Here is a 20,221-nt window from a genome sequence, read left to right on the forward strand (position 1 = left end):
AAGTTTGCATACAACAGCCGATTTTCTTGAGATAAAGCAGAGAATATCAAATTTAAAACCTGAAGCAGAAAGGAAATGGGGTAGGATGAATGTAGCACAGATGCTTACACACTGCAGTAAAGTTTTAAAAGTTCCAATGAAAAAAACAGTGCTGCCCAAAACATTTTTCCTTTTCAGATGGATAGGCATTTTCACGAAATACGAAATGAAAACCTTCAATAACGGAATTCCGCCAAATATGCCTACTTTTAAAAAACTAATCATTAATTTTGACTGTGATTTTGATGTTTCGAAAAAAGAGCTTCTGAAAACCCTTGATGAGTATGCAGAATTCAGAAAAAACGATAAATTTCTTTCTGAGCACCAGTTATTCGGAAAAATGACAGACGAAAACTGGGGTTTTATGGAGTACAAACATCTTGAACATCACTTAAAACAATTTAGCGTATGAGTTTATTTGGAAAAATATTTGGCGATAAAAAGGAAGAAAACGACAGCAGTCTGCCTTTATGGAAACTGATTGAAAGCGAAAATGATCTGGCAAAAGCGGTAGAAGCTTCTGAAAATAAAAAAGTGGCCATTTTTAAGCATTCCACAAGATGTTTCATCAGCAAAACGGTACTTAAAAATTTTGAAGCAGAACTTCATGACAGCGAGAATAACGATGCGGAATTCTATTTTTTAGACCTGATCGCCTACCGAGCAGTTTCCAATAAAATTGCCGAAGATTTCAATGTAAGACATGAAAGCCCGCAGCTCATTGTATTTGAAAACGGAGCAGTAAAAAATTCAGCATCACATCAGGATATTTCTTTAAGCCAGATTACAGAATGAGCAACATACAGAATTATTTAGCCAACGTATTTGAAGTTCCCGCAGAGAAGCTTAATCTTTGCAGCATCCAGTACGAATCGAGAAAAGTGAGTAAGCACGAGTTTCTTTTACAGCAGGGCGAGATTTGCCGCAACACTTTTTTTGTGGAAAAAGGTCTCCTCAGAATGTATTCTATCGACAAAAACGGGAAAGAGCACATCATACAGTTTGCCCCGGAAAACTGGCTGATGGGCGACAGAAGCAGCCTGTATTTTAATGAAAAATCCAAATATTTTATAGAAGCTGTTGAAGATTCTGAGATTTTATTTCTGAATCCCGATTTCTTCAGCAAACTTTTGGAGGAATTCCCGAACAGCATCGAAAGAAATGATCTGATTATACAGAAACATGTGCGGAGTCTTCAGGATAGAATCAATTCTTTGCTCGGCGAGACAGCAGAGGAACGTTACATGAAATTCACAAAAATGTATCCCGATCTCATGATGAGAGTGCCTCAATGGATGATTGCATCGTATCTTGGGATTACTCCTGAGAGTTTGAGCCGTGTGAGAAAAGAACTGGCAAGGAAGAATTTTATTACAGATTAGGATAGGAATGTATCTAATCTTTTTTAAAGAAACTGAATTTGCAATAAAATTCATTTTATAATTATCACAGAAAGACAGATACTATTTACTGTATACAATCCCTTTTATTTAATCATGAAAGGGATTTTTTATTGTAAAATACCACAAAATGACGATTGTCTGGAGGTTTAAAATTATGTAAATTTGATAAATACCTCAAAAACTAATATCTATGAAAACTTTAATTGGCTTAACCTGTAAAGTGCTTTCTGTAGTTCTAATTATTTTAGCGTTCCTTGAATGTAAAAATGGTGATAAAGAAAGCATGTCTTCAGATTCTGTGGAATCTTCTAAAGACTCTACTCAGAGTAGTGGAATAGATTCAACACAGACAAGTCTGGATACCTTATCAATAAAACCTGATTCTTTAATTACAAATAAAAGTATTGAGAACAATATATCTTTAGCAGATGATATTAGAGCAAACACAGCAGTTTATGCTCCGCAGGAAATGACAAAAAATCAAACTTACACCGTGTTTGCAATGGTAAGTCTAAAAGAAATTGCGTTAGTTAAGAAACGTTTAATCGAACATGCAGACAAGTTAAATGATCAAAAAATTTTAGAGACTGATATAAAGTACGCAAAAACAACATTTTCGACTAATAAAATCAAGGTTTCATTAAAATGTGATGATGAAGTTTTTAAAATTATAGATTCAGATGACGGAATCATTAAGGCAATTGATGATAAAAATGATGAGATTTTTTGGAAATGGCACATTAAAGCAAAAAACTACACTTCCAAATCACCTCTAATTTTTATTTTTCAGTCAGTAGATAATGACGAAGTGCTATTTGAACAACAGTTTGATGTAGATGTGAATGTGTCTGTCAAAAATACTTTTGGGGGATATTTTCAGTATTTAGCAGACGAGCTTAAATATACGATACCGTCAATCATTCTTCCTCTGATAACATTTGTATACGGAGTGTTTTTAAGAAAAAGAAAGAGTGCAAAGAAAGAAGTTTAAGGTAAATTAAACGTTGTCAAGGTTAATATTCAGAATTTAAATAACCTTACAAGGATTATCGGGAAGCAAAAATTTTACTAACTGTTTAATTTTTTTCTGCTATGTAGTGCTATTTGTTTAGGATGTACCGATGATACACCGATGATATTCCCAAAAATGGCGAAATGATGACAGAATTTTCAGACTGTTTAATTTTTTAGGGTAAAATATACTGACCAAATTTAATCAGCCAGAGATAAAATCCTAAACATCCACCTAACAAGCCTGCGCAGAGAAAGGTTAAAACCTGATTTTTAGGTAGCAGACGGAGAACGGTAAACAAAACGATTAAACCAATAATCCCTGTAATGCTGTGAATTGTCCAGATGTTGAGGTCTAAAAACCGTGCAAGTCTCAGCTCATCACCTCTCATTGATTTTTCGCCTGTAAAAATGTAATTAAGAGTCCATCCAAAGGAATTTGCGCTCTGCCTTAACCAAAATAATGAGCAGAATACCAGAATCCATCCTGTAAAAGTAGTTTTGTTGAAAGAGAAAAGTTTTTTACGGTAGATCAGCAGCAAAACAAACCCAAAAGTTCCGGTAATCATTGTTTGAAGAGGTCCGCCAGCGAGGATTTTAATTCTGTCATTTCTGAATTCTTTTCTTTTAATATCAAACTCCTCTTTTTCTGGAAAATTCAGATTGTTCTTAATTTCGTAAGCGTATTTTTGATAGATAGAATTCAAATAGCTTATTTTTTTATCACTCTCAAAATGTGTGCTTTGGTAATCGATTGTTGCATCATAACCCAAATATTCAGCAACAGCGTAATGTCCCAGTTCATGGCTTAAAGTTCCCACCACTGTCATGATGATAAACGTGAAGATGAGGATTAAAAATAATTTAAAATCAAAATAAAAATATTTCATCGAATATGTTTTACTTACGAATATAGTTAATTTGAAATTGATTCCATTTGTTAATAACCATATTCGGACAAGGAGTAATTTGGCTACAAAATCCGTTGAATCGGTTTAATTTTTCTATGCTTATAATCACAACTTTGTCCTGTAAATAATTAACAACAAAAACAAATTATTATGAGCACAAAAAAAGTATGGTTCGTTACAGGAGCCTCGAAAGGATTAGGTTTGGCATTGGTTCAGAAACTTTTAGCTGAAGGTTACAGCGTTGCAGCAACCTCAAGATCATTGAAAAGTTTTGAAGGAAGTATTGAATCTTCACAGAATTTTCTTCCTCTGGAAATGGATCTTCTGGATGAAAACAATGTGAAAAAAGCGATCACGGCAACAGTGAAAAAATTTGGAAGGGTAGATGTCATCGTCAATAACGCCGGGTACGGGCAGCTTGGAACTCTGGAAGAACTTTCCGATGAAGAAAGCCGCAAAAATTTTGACACCAACGTTTTCGGTTCGCTGAATGTCATCCGTCAGGCAATGCCTTTTCTTAGAAATCAAAAGTCAGGTTACATTATGAATGTAGCATCGATTGGAGGGATTACGGGAGCTTTTCCGGGGTGGGGCGTGTATTGTGCAACTAAATTTGCTGTGGCTGGTTTTACAGAATCGCTTGCGTATGAGGTTGCAGAATTTGGAATCTATGCAACGGTGGTTTATCCGGGGTATTTCAGAACTAACTTCCTTGATTCGGGATCAATGACGGTTCCTGAAAATCCGATTGCTGAATATTCGGCTGCAAGAGCTGTGGAGGCAAAACATAAAGAAGAAATAAACGGTAATCAGCCGGGAGATCCTGATAAAGCAGCTTCAGCTTTTATTCAATTGGCGGAAATGCAGAAGCCGCCGATTCATTTTGTGATGGGGACTGATGCTGTAGGTTTAGCCAAAGATAAAATGAAAACGCTGAATGCAGATATCGATTCAGCTTTGGAACTGAGTACTTCAACTGATTTTTAAAGTTTTAATTTTAACCCAAGAGATAGAGCGGTCTGAAAAGATTTGCTCTATCTTTGATATTATTTTATCATGAAAAATAAGAAAATTCTTACCCTCAATACCATCGCAGAATTTCACGCGATTGCCGGTCTTCCAAAACCTGAACATCCTTTGATCAGCGTGTTTGATTATGTTGATGTCACGTATCAGACTGATGAAAAAAGCATTACATGGCTGCAGCATTTTTACTGCATTGGTTTAAAAAGGGATCTTTCAGGAAAATTCAGGTATGGTCAGCAGCAGTATGATTTTGATTCGGGGATTGCTTCTATGGTTTCGCCGGGGCAGATTGTTGAGATTAAAGTTCCTGCAAAAAATGAAGATAAACCAACAGGAATTATCATGTGTATTCACCCTGATTTTCTGTGGAACACTTCTCTGGCCAGGAAAATTAAAGAATATGTTTTCTTTGGATATGCAGTGAACGAGGCACTTTTTGTTTCTGAAAAAGAGGAAGAAATTATTTTAAGTATTTTTAAAAATATCCAAAGGGAATATCACAACAATATTGATGATTTTACCCAGAATATCATCGTTTCGCAGATTGAGGTGATGCTTAATTATTTTGAAAGGTTTTACCAGAGACAGTTTATCACAAGAAAAAAAGGAAATCACCAGATTCTCGAACGTTTTGAATCTGAAATTGAAAAATATTTCAATGACGGAAAACTGCTGGAAAACGGACTTCCGTCAGCAAAGGAAATTGCCGAATCGCTCAACATGTCGTCGAACTATCTTGGGAGTCTTCTAAAATCTCTTACCGGACAAAGCACGCAACAACATATTCATCAAAAACTAATTGATAAGGCAAAGGAAAGGCTTTCTACCACACAACTTTCTGTAAGCGAGATTGCCTACGAACTGGGCTTTGAACATCCGCAGTCTTTCAGTAAACTTTTTAAAAGTAAAACCAGTCAGACTCCTTTAGAATTCAGAACTTCTTTTAATTAAATTAGAAATTATGCTTACTCAAATCCACCCAAAGCTTCCAATGCGGAACAAAGCTGAAACCAAAAAATATTATATTGAAAAGCTTGGTTTCGAGCAGTTGGGTTCTGATGATTTTCCGGATTATTTAATGCTTAAAAAAGATGAAATCGAAATTCACTTTTTTCTATTTACTGATCTGAATCCAAAAGAAAACTATGGTATGGTTTACATCAGAGTTTCAGGTATTGATGCTTTTTACCATTCGCTGGTTGATGAAAGAGTAGAGATTCATCCTAATGGAAGCCTACAGACAAAATCTTGGGGACAAAAAGAATTTTCGCTTTTGGATCCTGATTCTAATCTGTTGACTTTTGGGGAAAGTTTCTGAATAATATTTGTGTTCCTACCTTTAATTAAATGTAGTCAAGTAATTTCAGCAAATTTATTCCTTCAAAAACTTCCCATAAAAAACATCATCCTTTGTCTGAATCTTCAGATAATAAGTTCCTTTCGCAAAATCAGAAACTTTAAAAGATTTTTTGTTTTTTTCTGTTGTAATTATTCTGCCTAAATTATCGTAAATCTGGACAGAAAGAATCTCTTTTTCAGAAACAATATTCAGAATGTCTTTTACAGGATTTGGGAAAATTGAAATTTTGTTTTTCTGAACCAGTTCCGAGGTATTCAAAACCGCATTAAACAAGCTACCGAAATTTAAAATTCCGTAACCCATCTGATCGGTGTGGCTGGGTGCCAGTGAAGCAGATGAACGTAAAGAATTTCTCATTGTATCCCTGTTCATCGCAGGGAATGCCTGAATAAGACATGCAACGCCACCGGCAGCCACAGGTGCGGCAATTGATGTTCCTGTCACAGTGATGGTTGAGCTTCCGTTAACGGTAACGGCGGCCGTTCCTCTTGCTGAAGCATCAGGTTTTACAACGCCTGCCGAATTGGGTCCGTATGATGAAAATGGTGATGAATTTCCCGCTCCGTCCACACTTCCAATGGTGAAAACTTTGGAGTTATCTGCCGGAGTCACGATGTAATGCCACGGCTGTTCGCCAGAGTTTCCTGCTGCAAACAGCACAAAAATACCTTTATTCACTGCAATTTCTGCTCCCCGCGCAATGAAAGAAGTAATACCATTCATCTGAGAATAGGTATAACTGTATTTCGGATCATCAAAGATGGCGTAACCTAAAGAAGTTGTTATTAAATCCACTCCCTGTCTGTCGGCTTCTTCCGCAGCTTCAATCCAGTACATTTCTTCCTCGGGAACTTCTGCTGTTGCATCTTCACTTCGGTAGAGATAGAAATTGGCATCGGGTGCAGAGCCAACAAACTGATCCTGAACAAAGCCGCCAATCGCTCCTAAAACAGCCGTTCCGTGGGCATTCAGATTGTGTTCATAAATATTTGAAGTTTTGGTTACAAAATCATAACCTGCTTTTATCTGGTTATTTGCCCAAAGTCTTGAAAACGTCATCCCGTTATCTACGCTCGGAAAACCGGAATCAATGACTGCTACCGCGATTCCAGTTCCTGTGTAGCCCGCAAGGTGAAGGGGTTTCAGATTGATCTGATCAATCTGATCCAATCCGGAACCATAATTAAAAACCGTATTAATATTTTGAAATTCCTGAAATTTATTCTGATTTTGAACCTTCAGAGTAAGAGAAGAATTTTTAGCAAAACTTTCCACCGACTGTACGAATGGTAATGCTTTGATTTGATTAACTTGTGCCTGATTTACAGTGACAGCAACACCATTCAGCCATTTTGATTTATCAGCAACCGTGAGTCCGAGATTCTGGACGGCCTGCACGTAAGAGGTTTCCAAAGGTGCGTCCTGATCATTCAATGCAATCCCCAAAGACGTTCTTCTGTTGAGTGATTTTTGAGTGAGTTCAGAAAGTGGATTGGCATAAAATGCCGCCTTATTCGGCTTTCCGTTAAAATACACAAAAACAAGCTCGGTCTGTGCCGAAACTGAAACCGAAAGTCCTAAAACAAAAGCGAGTATAGATTTTTTCATGTATTTATTTTTAGTAAAGATAAAACAAAATGAATAAAATTTTTGGCAGGATTTTAAAATCCGTATTTTTACGGAAATATTTATTTTTAAAGTCGCCGGATTTAGAATTAATCATAATTTGATGATTGGGCGATTACAAAATTTTAAAAACAAAAAAATCTACATATGAAAAAGATTCAGATGGTTGATCTGCAAAGTCAATATTATAAAATAAAAAACGAGGTAGACAATGCTGTACTTAATGTAATGGATTCTGCGGCTTTCATCAACGGCCCGGAAGTAAAATCTTTCCAATCTGAACTGGAATCTTATCTGGATGTAAAACACGTCATCCCATGTGCCAACGGAACTGATGCTCTTCAGATTGCACTGATGGCATTAGACCTTCAGGAAGGCGATGAAATCATCACTGCAGATTTTACTTTTGCCGCAACGGTGGAAGTTATTCATCTTTTAAAACTGAAATCTGTTTTGGTAGATGTAGATTATGATACTTTTACTATTTCTCCCGATGCAGTAAGAAAAGCAATTACTCCCAAAACAAAGGCAATTATCCCCGTTCATATTTTCGGGCAGGCATCCAATATGGAAGAGATTCTGAAAATTGCTGAAGAAAATAACCTTTTCGTCATCGAAGACAACGCGCAGGCTATAGGCTCAGAATTTACTTTTGCTGACGGTTCTACTAAGAAAACCGGAACAATGTCAACTGTGGGTACAACTTCTTTCTTTCCGTCTAAAAATCTGGGTTGCTACGGCGACGGTGGCGCGATCTTTACCAATAATGACGAGCTCGCTCACCGATTGAGAGGTATTGTAAACCACGGAATGTACGAGAGATATTATCACGATGAGGTAGGCGTAAATTCAAGATTAGACAGCGTGCAGGCAGCAATTTTAAGAAAAAAACTTCCTCACCTTGATTCTTACAACGATGCCAGAAGAAAGGCCGCTGACTATTACGACGAAGCTTTTGCCGGAAATGAAAATATTCTAACCCCAAAAAGAGCAGAAAATTCTACTCACGTTTTTCACCAATATACTTTGAGAATTCTGAACGGAAAAAGAAACGACCTTCAGAAATTTTTAACTGAAAAGGAAATTCCTGCAATGATCTATTATCCTGTAGCTTTAAGAAAACAAAAAGCGTATTATCAGGAATCCAACGACGCAGATTTTGTAAATACAGACAGACTTCTGGATCAGGTAATCTCTCTTCCAATGCATACAGAACTGGATGATGAACAACTGAAATATATTACGGACGCTGTTTTGGAGTTTATGAATTAATGAAAAAGAGAATTTTCAGATACAGAGCAGTAGGTATAATCTTATTTTTAACCGAACTTTTTATTTTGCTGTTATTCGGTGAAGGTACAATGATCAGTTTTGAAGAACTGAAAAACTCCGAAAGTTTAACCTGGGAGAACATTAATCTACCCTTCGCTTTCGCAACATCTCTTACAGCCCTCACCTGCTTGATCGCTATCTGCATCAAAGATAAAAGAAGCATAAAACTTTTTAATATCCACTACACCATCATAGCGGTCTTCTTTGTCTGCGGATATCTTAAACAGATTTTTGAAGGAGCAGATCCTGACGAAGATATTTTTAAATTTACAGCTGTATTCGCCGTTCTTGCCATACTTTTTTTGGTAGTGAATCTATTGAAACAAAAGGATGTAAATTTTGTTGATATAGAGGATATCGGAAGTAATGCGTAGTTTACTTTGTCAAAGCTTTTGGGCATGAGGTGTTGCTTTGACAAAGTTTTCAGATAAAAAAATGAACATACACAAATGTTGAACAATGGAAATCAGAGAACAAAATCTGGAACCGGATAGTTTTTATCACATCTATAACAAAGGAGTCAATGGCGAAAGAACTTTTTTGTCAGATGAAAATTATAGATTTTTCCTTTCGAAGGTTAAGCTTTTTCTCAGTCCGGTATGCGATATTTATGCGTACAGTTTGATGCCTAACTATTTTGATCTTTTGGTAAAGATAAAATCCGAAGATGAATTTCCTGATGAGCTGAAAATTAAGAATTTTCACACTACCGGTTTACATTCTTATGATTCTGTGATTAGCAAACAGTTCAGTAAATTGATAAGTTCCTACTCACAGGCTTTTAACAGATTTAATAAAGTCCGGACAGGTAATTTATTTGAGTCACACTTTAAGAGACTGAAAATAGAAAGTGAGGAAAATTTGAGAAATACAGTCGTTTCAATTCATAAAAATTCTCTCAAAATTAGCGCAGATTATGAGAATTATACATATTCATCTTATAAAGATATTCTGCTTAACGAAAACTTTACAGTGAAGGCAAATCTTGTGATAACGATATTTGGAGATTTGGAAAATTTCAAATTAAATCACAGTAAATAAAAAAACTTTGTCAAAGCACAAAAAAACATCTTTAAAGCTTTGACAAAGTATCAAAAATTATACATTAAACAAAGACATGGCAATATTAGTAACAGGAGGTCTTGGATACATTGGTTCGCACACGGTTGTAGAATTGATTAGTAATAATTATGAGGTGATCATCGTTGATGATCTTTCGCATTCAGAAAAATTCATTTTAAATAATATTGAAGAGATTACGGGTAAGAGGCCGATTTTTTATCCATTTGATTTAAAGAGGAAAGAACTTCTGAATCAGGTTTTTGATGCCCATATAATTGATGGGTGCATCAATTTTGCTGCGTTTAAGGCGGTAGGAGAGAGCCAGGTAAAACCTGTTGATTATTACGAAAACAATTTATTTTCATTAATCAATATCCTTCAGGAATTTAAGGAGAGAAATCTTTCGAATTTCATCTTCAGCTCATCATGTACGGTTTATGGGCAGGCGGATGAAATGCCGATTAATGAAAATACGCCGCTGAAAATGCCGGAAAGTGTTTACGGTAAAACCAAACAGATGGGAGAGGAAATCTTAATTGATTTTGCAAAAGCGTACAATAGAAAGATCAGTCTTCTTAGATATTTCAACCCAATTGGTGCTCATGAAAGTGGTATTCTAGGTGAATTGCCTATAGGAGTACCCAATAATCTTGTCCCTTACGTAATGCAGACGGCATCTGGTATCAGAGAAAAACTGAGCATTTGGGGAGATGATTATCCTACAGACGATGGCACGGCGGTGAGAGATTATATTCATATTACTGATTTGGCAAAAGCACACGTGGCGGCATTAAAAAAACTTATAAATGATAATTCTGATGGTTCGGTTATTGATATATTTAATTTGGGAACCGGAAAAGGATCGTCTGTCTTGGAAGTGGTGAAAGCATTTGAAAAAGCAAATGATGTTTCAGTACCTTATCAGATTTGTGACAGGAGAGAGGGCGACATTACAATCGCTTATGCCAACGCTGACAAAGCCGAAGAGATACTCAACTGGAAAGCCCAGACATCGCTTGAAGAATCTTTAAAAACGGTTTGGGAATGGCAGAAATATTTAGAAACAAAAACAAATTAAATTATAGATCGATACATGAAAACTGAAAGAATAGGCATTACATTTTCCTCATTTGATTTACTGCATGCAGGACACATCAAGATGCTTGAAGAAGCAAAAACGGTTTGCGACTACCTGATTGTGGGCCTTCAGATTGACCCGTCACACGACAGACCAAACAAAAACAAACCTACGCAGACAATTGTTGAAAGATATATTCAGTTAAAGGGTGTGAGTGCTGTAGATGAAATTATACCGTACTACACCGAGCAGGATTTGGAAGATATTTTAAAATCTTTTGTAATTGATGTAAGAATCATTGGAGATGACTATGCCGACAGAGATTTCACAGGAAAGCAATACTGTAATGATAACGGAATTGAGATTTTCTATAATAAAAGAGACCACAGATTTTCAACGAGTGATTTAAGAAAAAGAATCTACGAAGCTGAAAAAGCAAAAGCAGAAGGCGTGGAAGTAGCAGAAAAATAATACTGTTATTTTATACAAAAAAAGAGTTCGGTAAATATAATTACTGAACTCTTTTTGTTTTTGTCAACATTCAAATTTACATTGGTCCCTGTTGGTCGTCGCCGCTTGCATTTGAGTTGATATCTTTTTTACGTTTTGGCTGATCCACTTTTTCGTTTCCTTGCTTAAATCTGTAGGTAAGAGAAACAGAAAACTGTCTTGGCTGCCACTGCATATATGAATCTCTTGTGAAACCGGATCCGTATGTGGTAGATCTCATTGCCCGGGTATTAAAGATATCCTGGATGTTGAAAGATAAAGTTCCGTCGCCCTTCCAGATTGTTTTTGAAGCTCCGAAGCTCAATGCATACATATCTTTTCTGTCTAAACTCTCAGTTTTCTGACCACCTCTGTAGAATCCCTGAAGCTGGAAATTTAAAGTCTTGTCAATTTTCACTGTTGAAGTAAGCCTTGCTCTTGCTGCAAAACCACTTCCGTTAAAGTTTTGCGATTCAGACATGAGTGAAGGGTCAAAGTAAACTCCTTTGGTATTGTATCCAAAAAGATCCACATTTCCTAAGAACTTAAGCCATTTGGTAGCATCCCAGTTAAAATTTAAGTCTAATCCATATCTGTCATCACTACCAACATTTACAGGTTTAGTATGAAAAACTGTAGTTGGAACATTATTAATATCCTCCTGCTTATTGTAAGTGATGATTTTTACATCAGCTGTCTGATGTCTGTAGTAGAGCGTAGGATTGATCGTAAATTTACTTTTTGAAATGCTGTATCCTAATTCGTACGAGTCAACGTAAGAAGGATTGAGGTCAATATTACCGTCAAAAATATTCTGGTTATCGCTGTAACTTGGATTTGGAATCAGAAAGTAAGATCTTGGTCTGTCAATTCTTCGTGAATAATTTAAAAGGAACTGATTGTCTTTAGCAACTTCGTAGCTCAGGAAAACGCTTGGGAAAAGATTATTGTAATTTTTTACGTTCTGCTGACCCATTCCCGCTAAATTCCGGTAATTAATATCAATTCTTGAATTTTCATTTCTCACACCTAATTGATATCCCAGTTTACCTATTTTGCTTCTGAACTGAACATATCCTGCATTAAACATCTCCTCATATTTTGCATTATAAGTATAATCATCAAGATAAAGGGTGAATGGTAATGAGGAAGTATTCTGCGTTACAATATTCTGATAATTGTTTGCATTCACATCTATTCTGTACCCAGCTTCCAGTTTAGAATTTTCACCAATTGGCAATTCATAGTCTGCTTTACCAATCAAGGTTTTATTTCTTGTTTTCTGCCCTATGATGTTCTGAAGATCAAAACTGTTGTTCTGCGTCTGAAAGATATCACTGTCATTATTGGAGCGGTTGCTTTGGAGACTTACTGAAAGAGATAAATTCTGTCCTTTATCATTAAATTTATGATCTACGCCAAAATCACCCTGAAATGCGAGGTTATTATTAGTACCGGTACTCGTTCTGTTTCGGGTAGTGATGGCATTGTTAAAACCATAATTTACATAATCAATATTTCCTATATTGCTTCCGTCAAAAGTTCTTACGGTACCTGAAGCATTGATGGATGTTTTTTCAGTAACATCTAAAACCACACCACCGGTAGCATTATAGTTGTCGTTTTTACTTTTTGAAATCGATTCATTATGCGTTTCTCTGAAATCCCCTGATGTAAGATAAGCATTGTTACGGCTGGTATTTTTGGACTCTCTGTAACCACCGCCACCATTCAGAAACCATGTAACGTTTCCTTTTCTCCAGCTTAGATTGGTATTTAAATTTGTTTGAGGCAAATACCCCAAAGTTCCAATTACACTACCGTTAAAACCGGTTTTTTTTGATTTCTTTAAAATAATATTTAAAATACCTGCTGTTCCGCTGGCTTCAAACTTCGAAGATGGGTTGGTAATCACCTCAATTCTTTCAATTTGGTCTGCAGGAATACTCTGTAATGCATTCGCACCATCATCAATTCCCAGAAGGGCAGAAGGTTTTCCGTTAATTAAAAAACGGACGTTAGAACTTCCTCTCATAGAAACTGTACCGTCTGTATCCACAGAAACTGAGGGAACATTGGATAAAACATCCTGCAAACTTCCTCCTTTACTCACAATATCCTGAGATGGGTCGTAAGTTCTTTTATCAAGTTCCACCTTGTAGGGTTTGGTAGTTGCGGTAATTACAACACCTTTAATTTCCTGAGTTTTCTCGGAGGCAGCAGCTGCTTCAGGCTGAATCGTGAGTGCTCCAACGTTTCCTGCGGTTGCAATCTGTTTATTGAAAGTAGCCTTTTTATAGTCAATTGCCTCAATGGTAATATCGTAGTTTCCGGGCGATAAGGGCATTGTGTACTGTCCTTTTTCATCCGTTAATGCACCTTCACTCAGGGCTTTGTTGGTTTTGTTTACATACGTCACAGAGGCGTATGGGACGGGCTGATTATAACTGTTTACTACAGACCCTGTAACATTTACTTTATCCTGCGCAAAAGCAAATGCCGCTGCTGATAAAACAAAAGTCAATCCTAAAGTCTTTTTGGTAAACAGACTGATGATTTCAGTTTGATTCATAAGTTCTTAATTGTATACAGAATGCAAAAAAAATAAAAAATAAGACTGTTTCTTATGATTTAAATTGTTGCAGACAAGTTAGTTTGTTTATTATTTATGCTTAATTAGACGGTTTTTAACCTGATTTGTTAAATTTTAAATTGTTAAAAAAAGGTTAAATATTTTTATTATTTTATATTTCGCGAGTTAAGCCACTCCTGATATACTTTTGCATTGGCAGCATGCTCCTCTGCGTTGTCTGTGAATTTGTGAAACCCCGGTCTGGAAGGATCTGCACACATAAAAATAAAATTGTTTTTTGCTGCATTCAGCACCGCATCTACAGAGTTTTTATCTGTGATACAAATCGGTCCCGGCGGAATTCCTTTATTGGCATATGTATTAAAGGGTGATGGCGTAGAAAGATGTTTGTACAGAACTCTTTTTATAGATTCTTTAAAGTTTGTCTGCTTGTTGATTGCGTAAATCACTGTAGGATCACTCTGAAGTTTCATATCCTTTTTGTAACGGTTCAGATAAAGTCCGGCAATGGTTTTCATCTCATCCGGTTTACCTCCGGATTCCTTAAAAACAATAGATGCCAAAGCGTAAATCTGATCTCTGCTTAAACCGGATTGAGCTTCTTTTGCTTTCCTGTCGGCATTCCAGAATTCGGTATACTGATCATTAAATTTTTTAAAAAATTCGGAAGGAGTTACCGTCCAGTAAAAATTATACGTGTCGATAAAAAAATATTTTTTTAAATCTTCCGCAGAAGTGTAGCCTTTCTCATTTGCAATCTTATTCAGGTCGCTTACAAATTTCAGAGAATCAATTTCAGTTTTTCTGGTTACTTTTCCCACCATTTGGTACACATCACCAAAATCACCAATCCTGAACGAATTTTCACTTTGATTTCCAGCCTTTATCATATTCACAAGATCAGAATTTCCCATTCCTTTCTTAAAATGATACCTTCCCGGTTTAAAGTTTTCAGGCAGATTTTTTTCCTGTGCAATATCTTCAAAAGACGCTTTATCATCTACAAACTTTGCAGCAGAATCTATAATCTGTTTAAACTCTGCACCATGAGGTATTAAAACATAGCCATCTTTTTGGATATTGTTTCCGTAATTTTTTTTGTAAAACTTAAAACCGAAAAATCCACCGATAGCAATCAGCAGAACTACGATAATCAGAGCTGTTTTTTTCATAATTTATAAAAACCGATATGTGTTTTGTTATTTTATCTAAATCTCAATTTCTCCGTTGAAAACCTGACGGGCAGGACCTTCTAACCAGATGTTCTCAAAAGATCCCTTATTTTTATCTGCATAAACTTTCAGGTCTCCGCCTAAAGTTTTTACAGCGATCTCCATGGCAGAGTTTTTCTCAAGATAGGTGAGCGCAGCGGCAGTAACTCCCGTTCCACAGCTGTATGTTTCATCTTCAACGCCACGTTCGTAAGTCCGCACAAAAATCTTTTCATCAGAAAGTACTTCCACAAAATTCACGTTGATACCTTCATCTTTGTAATCAGGGGAGTATCTGATATTTTTTCCTTCTTCAAAAACGTTTACATCAGCAATTTCTGTAACATATTTAATGTAGTGTGGCGACCCGGTATTTAAAACAGAATCTTCACCGTCTTTTAAAATGTCTTTTACATCACTCATCTTCAGTTTTACAATATCACCACTGATTTCAGCTTGATGAAGACCGTCGATGGCTGTAAAGGTAGTTTCAGATTCTTTAAAAATCCCTAAAAAATGGGCAAATGCCACAGAACAGCGCGCTCCGTTTCCGCAAAAACTTTTTGAGCCGTCAGAATTATAATAATCAACTTCAAAATCTACACCTTCTGCAGAATTTATTTTTATCAATCCGTCTGCGCCAATTCCAAATCGTCGGTCGCAAAGCATTTTGATTGCTGAAATTTCTAAAGTATTCCATTCTCCGGCACGGTTATCAAGCATGATAAAATCATTTCCTGTTCCCTGATATTTATAAAAATTCATGATGAGATATCTCTTTTTAATGGCCTGCAAAATTACGCATTATTAAACAAAAAAGCGAACGGCCAAAAACCGCTCGCAAGATATTTGTGATGATTACCTTCTGAAACCGGATCCATTAGTACTTCCGTTGTTTGGGGCAGTATTCTGTCGGTTGGTATCCGTGCCGTTTCTGAAGCCTCCCGAATTTTGATTGGTATTGGTATTCGGCGTTGGTGAAGGAGTAGTGTTATTCCTGAAACCTCCGTTATTTCTCTGCTGAGACTGCTGGTTCTGCTGATTATTTCTAAACCCGCCATTATTACGGGACTGGGAATTCTGGTTAGACTGAGTGTTTCTGAAACCATTATTCCTTCTCGTACCATTATTGGTATTTGTATTGGTGGGAGGAGTTGTAAAGCCATAATTTCCGGATCTCACTCCGCCACTGCTAGCGTCCGAACGTCGTTCTATATAAACCTTCTGTCTGTTGTTTCCGTATAAATAATAAGGAACTCCCTGGTCATAATAATAGTTGATATCATTTCTGTAATAGTATCCGTCGTTTCCGTAATATCCGCCGTTTCCGTAGTAATTGCTCGGCGCATAGTAAGCTCCGTTATTCATATATGGATCTCCATATCCCGCACCCTGATCAGAATATACGGTACATGAAGAAAGACTCATAAAAGCGAAAATGCTTAGCGAAATTTTTATTAAATTTTTCATCGTATTTTAAATTTTACTGTTTTAAACTTTTTTTCCAGGCAGTAAGTCCGTTAATTGCCATGAAGGTAAATACCAAATATTGCACCGAAGTAATTCCCAGCTCTTTATAAAGCATCATGGGAACACAAATCACGTCGCCCAAAATCCAGAAATACCAGCTTTCCAGGCGTCTTTTGGCCATGAGCCACATTCCAACTAAAAAAACAGAGGTGGTAATGACGTCCAGCCAGTTTCCCCAGTCAAGATGGTATAAACCAAAACTGATTCCATCTGAGGAGAAATTATTGTCTATAAATGGCTTGTAATAATAAATAACTGTTACCAGAATCATGCTCACTGCAAACAGAATGATACTGTAAAACCAATCTTTCCTGGTTGCCTTTTGAACATCCACATGAATATGATCTTCAGAGTTTTTAGACCACAGAATCCATCCGTAAATACTCATTACCGTATAATAAATATTGATCATACAGTCGCCCAGCAGCCCAAAGTTAAAGAGAATATAAACATAAAGTACCGTCGAGATAATTCCCGTAGGGTAGAGCCAGATATTCTTTTTAACAGACAGATATACACTAATGATTCCAAATATACAGGCCACAGCTTCTACAGCTATTTGTAAAGAAGTATATGTCTCATAGGGTTTTATGAAGAGATCGTAGAAATTCATCGGTGCAAAAATAATCAATTTTATGGTAGGTAATAATTTTCTAAAAGTTGTGAAAATCAGATTTTTATCATTGATACTTAAAGTTTTTGTTCTAAATATGAGCAATAAACGTTAATATTTCTAAATTTTTTATATTTTCGTAAATCTTAATTAAATTAAATTATATGTCTAAAATTTGGGCTAAAAAGCCAATGAGTGCTTACGAAGCCGATATTCAGAAGAGCGAGCTCAAGCGTGTCTTGGGGAAATGGAGCCTTACTGCCATCGGAATCGGGGCGATTATCGGAGGAGGAATTTTTGTACTTACGGGTACTGGTGCTTACTATAATGCCGGACCGGCTTTAGCACTGTCATTCGTAATCGCAGGTATTGCCTGTGTTTTTGCTGCTTTGTGCTATGCTGAATTCGCATCTATTTTACCCGTTGAAGGTTCTGCTTATGCCTATGCGTACGGAACTGTAGGAGAAATTTTTGCGTGGATCATCGGCTGGGGTTTGATACTTGAGTACGCCATGGGATCAATGACGGTTGCTGTTTCCTGGTCAGGATACTTCGGTAAACTGCTGAAAATGTTCGGGCTTCATCTGCCATACTGGATGACCACAGATCCCGGAACTGCCCACAAAGCCTTTGGTGAAGCTACAAAACAGCTTGCTGACGCAAAATTACCTGCGGATAAGTTATTAGGATTTCAGGAAACCATTGCTAATTTTAATGCAGCGCCAGAAATCGCAAATTTCAAATTATTTTTAAATCTTCCGGCTTTACTTATTGTATTATTTGTAATCTGGATTTTATTGAGAGGAACAAAAGGGGCGGCAAAAGCAAATAACTTCATTGTTATATTAAAGGTTTCTGCCATCATCTTCGTGATTATTGCCGGAATATTTTTTATTAATGTAGACAACTGGTCTCCGTTTATCCCTGAAGCTACAACTATCACAGAAAACGGGGTTTCCCACAAAGCCTACGGTCTTGCCGGGGTTGTTGCCGGAGCATCTGCAATTTTCTTTGCGTATGTAGGTTTTGATGCGGTTTCTACGCAGGCTGGTGAGGCGATTAATCCTAAAAAAGATGTACCTTTTGCCATCATCACTTCACTGATTATCTGTACAGTTTTATACATTTTGGTATCACTTGTTCTTACAGGGATGATGCATTACACAGATTTTAATCCACTTGGAAAATATCCGGATGCAATCAAGGCTCCGGTAGCGTATGCATTTGATATTGCAGGGCAGGCTTGGGCTGGATACATTATCACCATTGCTGCAACCGTAGGTTTAATTTCTGTATTGATGGTAATGATTATGGGGCAGTCCAGAATTTTCCTGGGAATGTCTAAAGATGGATTAATTCCTGCCACTTTTTCTAAAGTAAATCCTGCTTCAGGAGTACCAAGAAAAAACCTGATGATTTTAGGAACCGTGATCGCAATTGTTGCATCACTTACTCCAATCAATGATTTGGCACACATGACAAGTTTCGGAACTCTTTTCGCTTTCACAATGGTGTGTGTAGCAGTTTGGGTTTTGAGAGTAAAAGAACCGAATATGGTAAGAAGCTTCAAAGTGCCTGCATTACCACTTATCGCATGTTTAGGAATCGCAATCAATGTTTACCTCATTTTTAACCTGAGCAAAGAAGCACAGAAGTATTCTTTCGGATGGTTGATTATCGGTTTTATCATTTACTTCCTTTACAGTAAACGAAATTCAAAACTGCAGAACGGCGGTTATGGAGAAACTTTCAAGGCTGAGCAGAAGCCTTTGGAGGATGTAGATATCGATATTGACAATAAAAAATAAATTTTAAATTCCGCACTGGGCGGAATTTTTTTTTGACTAAATTTGATTATTATGAAAAAACTGTTCACCACCACCATCATCACATTTTCTCTGTTTTCATCAGCTCAGAAAATCGAAAGCTTTACCAATATTCTTTCCGATCAGATCAGCATCAGAGCGATAGAAATTTACGACAATAAAGTCTGGTACAGCGGTACTGGATCTATATTCGGTTATGTTGATCTGAAGAATTCTGAAAACAAAAAACAAATGGTTCTTTCAGAAAAAAAGCTGCAGTTTCGAACTCTGGCGCAGGATCAGAATTCTTTTTACACTATTAATATAGAAAGCCCTGCACAGTTTTTTAAAATCGATAAAAAGACTTTGAAATATCAGGTAGTTTATAAAGATACAGCCAAAACTGCTTTTTATGATGCTTTGTATTTTCATAAAAATAAGTTCTTTGCATTTTCAGATCCTTCAGAAGATTCAAATTTAAAACTGATTGATTTTACCTTTGCAAAAGGAAAATTTCTTACTAAAAAATACGCTCACTTAAAAATGAAAACCGGTGAAGCTGGTTTTGCCGCAAGCAATACCAATATCGCTGCCGGAGATAATTATCTTTATGTGGCAACGGGCGGAAATTCTTCAAGAATTTTCAGACTGAATCTTAAAAATGATAAACTTGAAGCTTTTGAAACTCCTTTTGTACAGGGAATTTCTTCTCAGGGAATTTACTCAATAGATTTTTCGGGAGACAAATTCGGGATTGCAGTGGGCGGGGATTACACGAAGCAGAACGAAAATATAAACAACATTGCCACGTCCACAGATGTCGGGAAAACATGGCAGATTCAGGCATCGGGAAATAATGCCGGTTATACGACATGCGTTAAAATAAAGCCTGGCTCGAAAGGAAAAGAGATAATTTCGGTAGGAGATCAGCATATTTCATACTCTTCAGATTTCGGGAAAACATGGAAGAAAATTTCTGACGAAAAAGGCTTGTTTGTCTGTAAATGGATTGATCAGAATACTGTAGTTTTCGCAGGAAAAGATAAAATTCTAAAAGCAAAAATTGTCTTTTAATTTGAAGTAATTGATCTCTGAAATCGCAAATGATCTTATATCAGTCGATGAATTTTAT

General features: G+C 36.6%; 21 protein-coding genes. 14 read left to right on the plus strand and 7 right to left on the minus strand.

What is annotated here, in order from left to right:
- The first annotated feature begins 4 nt into the window (after positions 1–4).
- From ASG31_RS06235 to ASG31_RS06250, 4 genes are all read left to right on the plus strand, one after another.
- Positions 5–451: a DUF1569 domain-containing protein gene (locus ASG31_RS06235; protein WP_231433719.1), complete on the plus strand. Its 447-nt coding sequence runs from the start codon at positions 5–7 to the stop codon at positions 449–451.
- Positions 448–834 carry a bacillithiol system redox-active protein YtxJ gene (gene ytxJ / locus ASG31_RS06240; RefSeq protein WP_056029357.1) on the plus strand — a complete coding sequence of 129 codons (387 nt, stop codon included), beginning with the start codon at positions 448–450 and terminating at the stop codon, positions 832–834. The genes ASG31_RS06235 and ytxJ overlap by 4 nt, the downstream gene beginning before the upstream one ends.
- Positions 831–1,421 (plus strand): Crp/Fnr family transcriptional regulator, encoded by a 591-nt coding sequence (locus ASG31_RS06245; protein ID WP_056029359.1) that lies wholly within the window; start codon positions 831–833, stop codon positions 1,419–1,421. The genes ytxJ and ASG31_RS06245 overlap by 4 nt, the downstream gene beginning before the upstream one ends.
- Positions 1,422–1,632: 211 nt before the next feature.
- The gene (locus tag ASG31_RS06250) at positions 1,633–2,433 is read left to right on the plus strand and encodes a hypothetical protein (RefSeq protein WP_056029362.1); all 801 of its coding nucleotides are present in this window, start codon (positions 1,633–1,635) and stop codon (positions 2,431–2,433) included.
- A 196-nt stretch (positions 2,434–2,629) separates the two neighbouring features.
- Here ASG31_RS06250 and ASG31_RS06255 read toward each other — a convergent pair whose 3' ends face one another.
- On the minus strand, positions 2,630–3,343 hold the full coding sequence (locus ASG31_RS06255; RefSeq protein WP_056029365.1) for a hypothetical protein: 714 nt from the start codon (positions 3,341–3,343) through the stop codon (positions 2,630–2,632).
- A 171-nt stretch (positions 3,344–3,514) separates the two neighbouring features.
- Here ASG31_RS06255 and ASG31_RS06260 point away from each other — a divergent pair, with 171 nt between their 5' ends.
- The 3 genes from ASG31_RS06260 (at position 3,515) to ASG31_RS06270 (ending at position 5,708) form a co-directional block, all read left to right on the plus strand.
- Complete coding sequence (locus ASG31_RS06260) at positions 3,515–4,351, plus strand: SDR family NAD(P)-dependent oxidoreductase (protein ID WP_056029367.1); 837 nt, start codon at positions 3,515–3,517, stop codon at positions 4,349–4,351.
- Between the two features lie 69 nt (positions 4,352–4,420).
- Complete coding sequence (locus ASG31_RS06265) at positions 4,421–5,341, plus strand: helix-turn-helix domain-containing protein (protein ID WP_056029370.1); 921 nt, start codon at positions 4,421–4,423, stop codon at positions 5,339–5,341.
- Positions 5,342–5,351: 10 nt separating this feature from the next.
- Positions 5,352–5,708 (plus strand): bleomycin resistance protein, encoded by a 357-nt coding sequence (locus ASG31_RS06270; protein ID WP_056029373.1) that lies wholly within the window; start codon positions 5,352–5,354, stop codon positions 5,706–5,708.
- A gap of 54 nt (positions 5,709–5,762) precedes the next feature.
- On the opposite strand, the gene ASG31_RS06275 is transcribed toward ASG31_RS06270, so the two are convergent.
- Positions 5,763–7,358, minus strand: coding sequence for a S8/S53 family peptidase (locus ASG31_RS06275; RefSeq protein ID WP_056029376.1), 1,596 nt, complete (start codon positions 7,356–7,358; stop codon positions 5,763–5,765).
- Positions 7,359–7,523: 165 nt separating this feature from the next.
- Between ASG31_RS06275 and ASG31_RS06280 the strand changes: the two genes are divergently transcribed.
- The 5 genes from ASG31_RS06280 (at position 7,524) to ASG31_RS06300 (ending at position 11,319) form a co-directional block, all read left to right on the plus strand.
- Positions 7,524–8,648, plus strand: a complete 1,125-nt coding sequence (locus ASG31_RS06280; RefSeq protein ID WP_056029379.1) for a DegT/DnrJ/EryC1/StrS family aminotransferase — start codon at positions 7,524–7,526, stop codon at positions 8,646–8,648.
- Entirely contained in the window at positions 8,648–9,082 is a 435-nt protein-coding gene (locus ASG31_RS06285) for a hypothetical protein (protein ID WP_056029383.1), read from the plus strand. The genes ASG31_RS06280 and ASG31_RS06285 overlap by 1 nt, the downstream gene beginning before the upstream one ends.
- A gap of 85 nt (positions 9,083–9,167) precedes the next feature.
- The gene (locus ASG31_RS06290; protein WP_056029386.1) at positions 9,168–9,749 is read left to right on the plus strand and encodes a hypothetical protein; all 582 of its coding nucleotides are present in this window, start codon (positions 9,168–9,170) and stop codon (positions 9,747–9,749) included.
- Between the two features lie 76 nt (positions 9,750–9,825).
- Complete coding sequence (galE, locus tag ASG31_RS06295) at positions 9,826–10,848, plus strand: UDP-glucose 4-epimerase GalE (RefSeq protein WP_056029389.1); 1,023 nt, start codon at positions 9,826–9,828, stop codon at positions 10,846–10,848.
- A gap of 15 nt (positions 10,849–10,863) precedes the next feature.
- Positions 10,864–11,319, plus strand: coding sequence for an adenylyltransferase/cytidyltransferase family protein (locus ASG31_RS06300; protein WP_056029392.1), 456 nt, complete (start codon positions 10,864–10,866; stop codon positions 11,317–11,319).
- A gap of 76 nt (positions 11,320–11,395) precedes the next feature.
- Here the strand turns inward: ASG31_RS06300 and ASG31_RS06305 are convergent, their stop codons facing one another.
- From ASG31_RS06305 to pnuC, 5 genes are all read right to left on the minus strand, one after another.
- The gene (locus ASG31_RS06305; RefSeq protein ID WP_056029394.1) at positions 11,396–13,909 is read right to left on the minus strand and encodes a TonB-dependent receptor domain-containing protein; all 2,514 of its coding nucleotides are present in this window, start codon (positions 13,907–13,909) and stop codon (positions 11,396–11,398) included.
- A 167-nt stretch (positions 13,910–14,076) separates the two neighbouring features.
- Entirely contained in the window at positions 14,077–15,102 is a 1,026-nt protein-coding gene (mltG, locus tag ASG31_RS06310; protein WP_056029397.1) for an endolytic transglycosylase MltG, read from the minus strand.
- A 36-nt stretch (positions 15,103–15,138) separates the two neighbouring features.
- A complete protein-coding gene (gene dapF / locus ASG31_RS06315; RefSeq protein ID WP_185113199.1) occupies positions 15,139–15,906 on the minus strand; it encodes a diaminopimelate epimerase in 768 nt (255 codons plus the stop codon).
- A 93-nt stretch (positions 15,907–15,999) separates the two neighbouring features.
- On the minus strand, positions 16,000–16,611 hold the full coding sequence (locus tag ASG31_RS06320) for a hypothetical protein (protein ID WP_056029400.1): 612 nt from the start codon (positions 16,609–16,611) through the stop codon (positions 16,000–16,002).
- Positions 16,612–16,624: 13 nt separating this feature from the next.
- Positions 16,625–17,284, minus strand: coding sequence for a nicotinamide riboside transporter PnuC (gene pnuC, locus ASG31_RS06325; protein ID WP_056029403.1), 660 nt, complete (start codon positions 17,282–17,284; stop codon positions 16,625–16,627).
- Positions 17,285–17,448: 164 nt separating this feature from the next.
- Here pnuC and ASG31_RS06330 point away from each other — a divergent pair, with 164 nt between their 5' ends.
- On the plus strand, positions 17,449–19,092 hold the full coding sequence (locus ASG31_RS06330) for an APC family permease (protein ID WP_056029406.1): 1,644 nt from the start codon (positions 17,449–17,451) through the stop codon (positions 19,090–19,092).
- 51 nt (positions 19,093–19,143) lie between these two features.
- A complete protein-coding gene (locus tag ASG31_RS06335; RefSeq protein WP_056029409.1) occupies positions 19,144–20,163 on the plus strand; it encodes a WD40/YVTN/BNR-like repeat-containing protein in 1,020 nt (339 codons plus the stop codon).
- The last annotated feature ends 58 nt before the right edge of the window (positions 20,164–20,221 follow it).

The sequence above is a fragment of the Chryseobacterium sp. Leaf404 genome (genome assembly GCF_001424145.1).
Classification (GTDB): domain Bacteria; phylum Bacteroidota; class Bacteroidia; order Flavobacteriales; family Weeksellaceae; genus Chryseobacterium.

What these genes read in the sequence shown, in the direction of transcription:
- ytxJ (WP_056029357.1), top strand. Translation starts at nt 448, where the DNA reads ATGAGTTTATTTGGAAAAATATTTGGCGATAAAAAGGAAGAAAACGAC.
- ASG31_RS06245 (WP_056029359.1), top strand. Translation starts at nt 831, where the DNA reads ATGAGCAACATACAGAATTATTTAGCCAACGTATTTGAAGTTCCCGCA.
- ASG31_RS06250 (WP_056029362.1), top strand. Translation starts at nt 1,633, where the DNA reads ATGAAAACTTTAATTGGCTTAACCTGTAAAGTGCTTTCTGTAGTTCTA.
- ASG31_RS06255 (WP_056029365.1), bottom strand. Translation starts at nt 3,343, where the DNA reads ATGAAATATTTTTATTTTGATTTTAAATTATTTTTAATCCTCATCTTC.
- ASG31_RS06260 (WP_056029367.1), top strand. Translation starts at nt 3,515, where the DNA reads ATGAGCACAAAAAAAGTATGGTTCGTTACAGGAGCCTCGAAAGGATTA.
- ASG31_RS06265 (WP_056029370.1), top strand. Translation starts at nt 4,421, where the DNA reads ATGAAAAATAAGAAAATTCTTACCCTCAATACCATCGCAGAATTTCAC.
- ASG31_RS06270 (WP_056029373.1), top strand. Translation starts at nt 5,352, where the DNA reads ATGCTTACTCAAATCCACCCAAAGCTTCCAATGCGGAACAAAGCTGAA.
- ASG31_RS06275 (WP_056029376.1), bottom strand. Translation starts at nt 7,358, where the DNA reads ATGAAAAAATCTATACTCGCTTTTGTTTTAGGACTTTCGGTTTCAGTT.
- ASG31_RS06280 (WP_056029379.1), top strand. Translation starts at nt 7,524, where the DNA reads ATGAAAAAGATTCAGATGGTTGATCTGCAAAGTCAATATTATAAAATA.
- ASG31_RS06285 (WP_056029383.1), top strand. Translation starts at nt 8,648, where the DNA reads ATGAAAAAGAGAATTTTCAGATACAGAGCAGTAGGTATAATCTTATTT.
- ASG31_RS06290 (WP_056029386.1), top strand. Translation starts at nt 9,168, where the DNA reads ATGGAAATCAGAGAACAAAATCTGGAACCGGATAGTTTTTATCACATC.
- galE (WP_056029389.1), top strand. Translation starts at nt 9,826, where the DNA reads ATGGCAATATTAGTAACAGGAGGTCTTGGATACATTGGTTCGCACACG.
- ASG31_RS06300 (WP_056029392.1), top strand. Translation starts at nt 10,864, where the DNA reads ATGAAAACTGAAAGAATAGGCATTACATTTTCCTCATTTGATTTACTG.
- ASG31_RS06305 (WP_056029394.1), bottom strand. Translation starts at nt 13,909, where the DNA reads ATGAATCAAACTGAAATCATCAGTCTGTTTACCAAAAAGACTTTAGGA.
- mltG (WP_056029397.1), bottom strand. Translation starts at nt 15,102, where the DNA reads ATGAAAAAAACAGCTCTGATTATCGTAGTTCTGCTGATTGCTATCGGT.
- dapF (WP_185113199.1), bottom strand. Translation starts at nt 15,906, where the DNA reads ATGAATTTTTATAAATATCAGGGAACAGGAAATGATTTTATCATGCTT.
- ASG31_RS06320 (WP_056029400.1), bottom strand. Translation starts at nt 16,611, where the DNA reads ATGAAAAATTTAATAAAAATTTCGCTAAGCATTTTCGCTTTTATGAGT.
- pnuC (WP_056029403.1), bottom strand. Translation starts at nt 17,284, where the DNA reads ATGAATTTCTACGATCTCTTCATAAAACCCTATGAGACATATACTTCT.
- ASG31_RS06330 (WP_056029406.1), top strand. Translation starts at nt 17,449, where the DNA reads ATGTCTAAAATTTGGGCTAAAAAGCCAATGAGTGCTTACGAAGCCGAT.
- ASG31_RS06335 (WP_056029409.1), top strand. Translation starts at nt 19,144, where the DNA reads ATGAAAAAACTGTTCACCACCACCATCATCACATTTTCTCTGTTTTCA.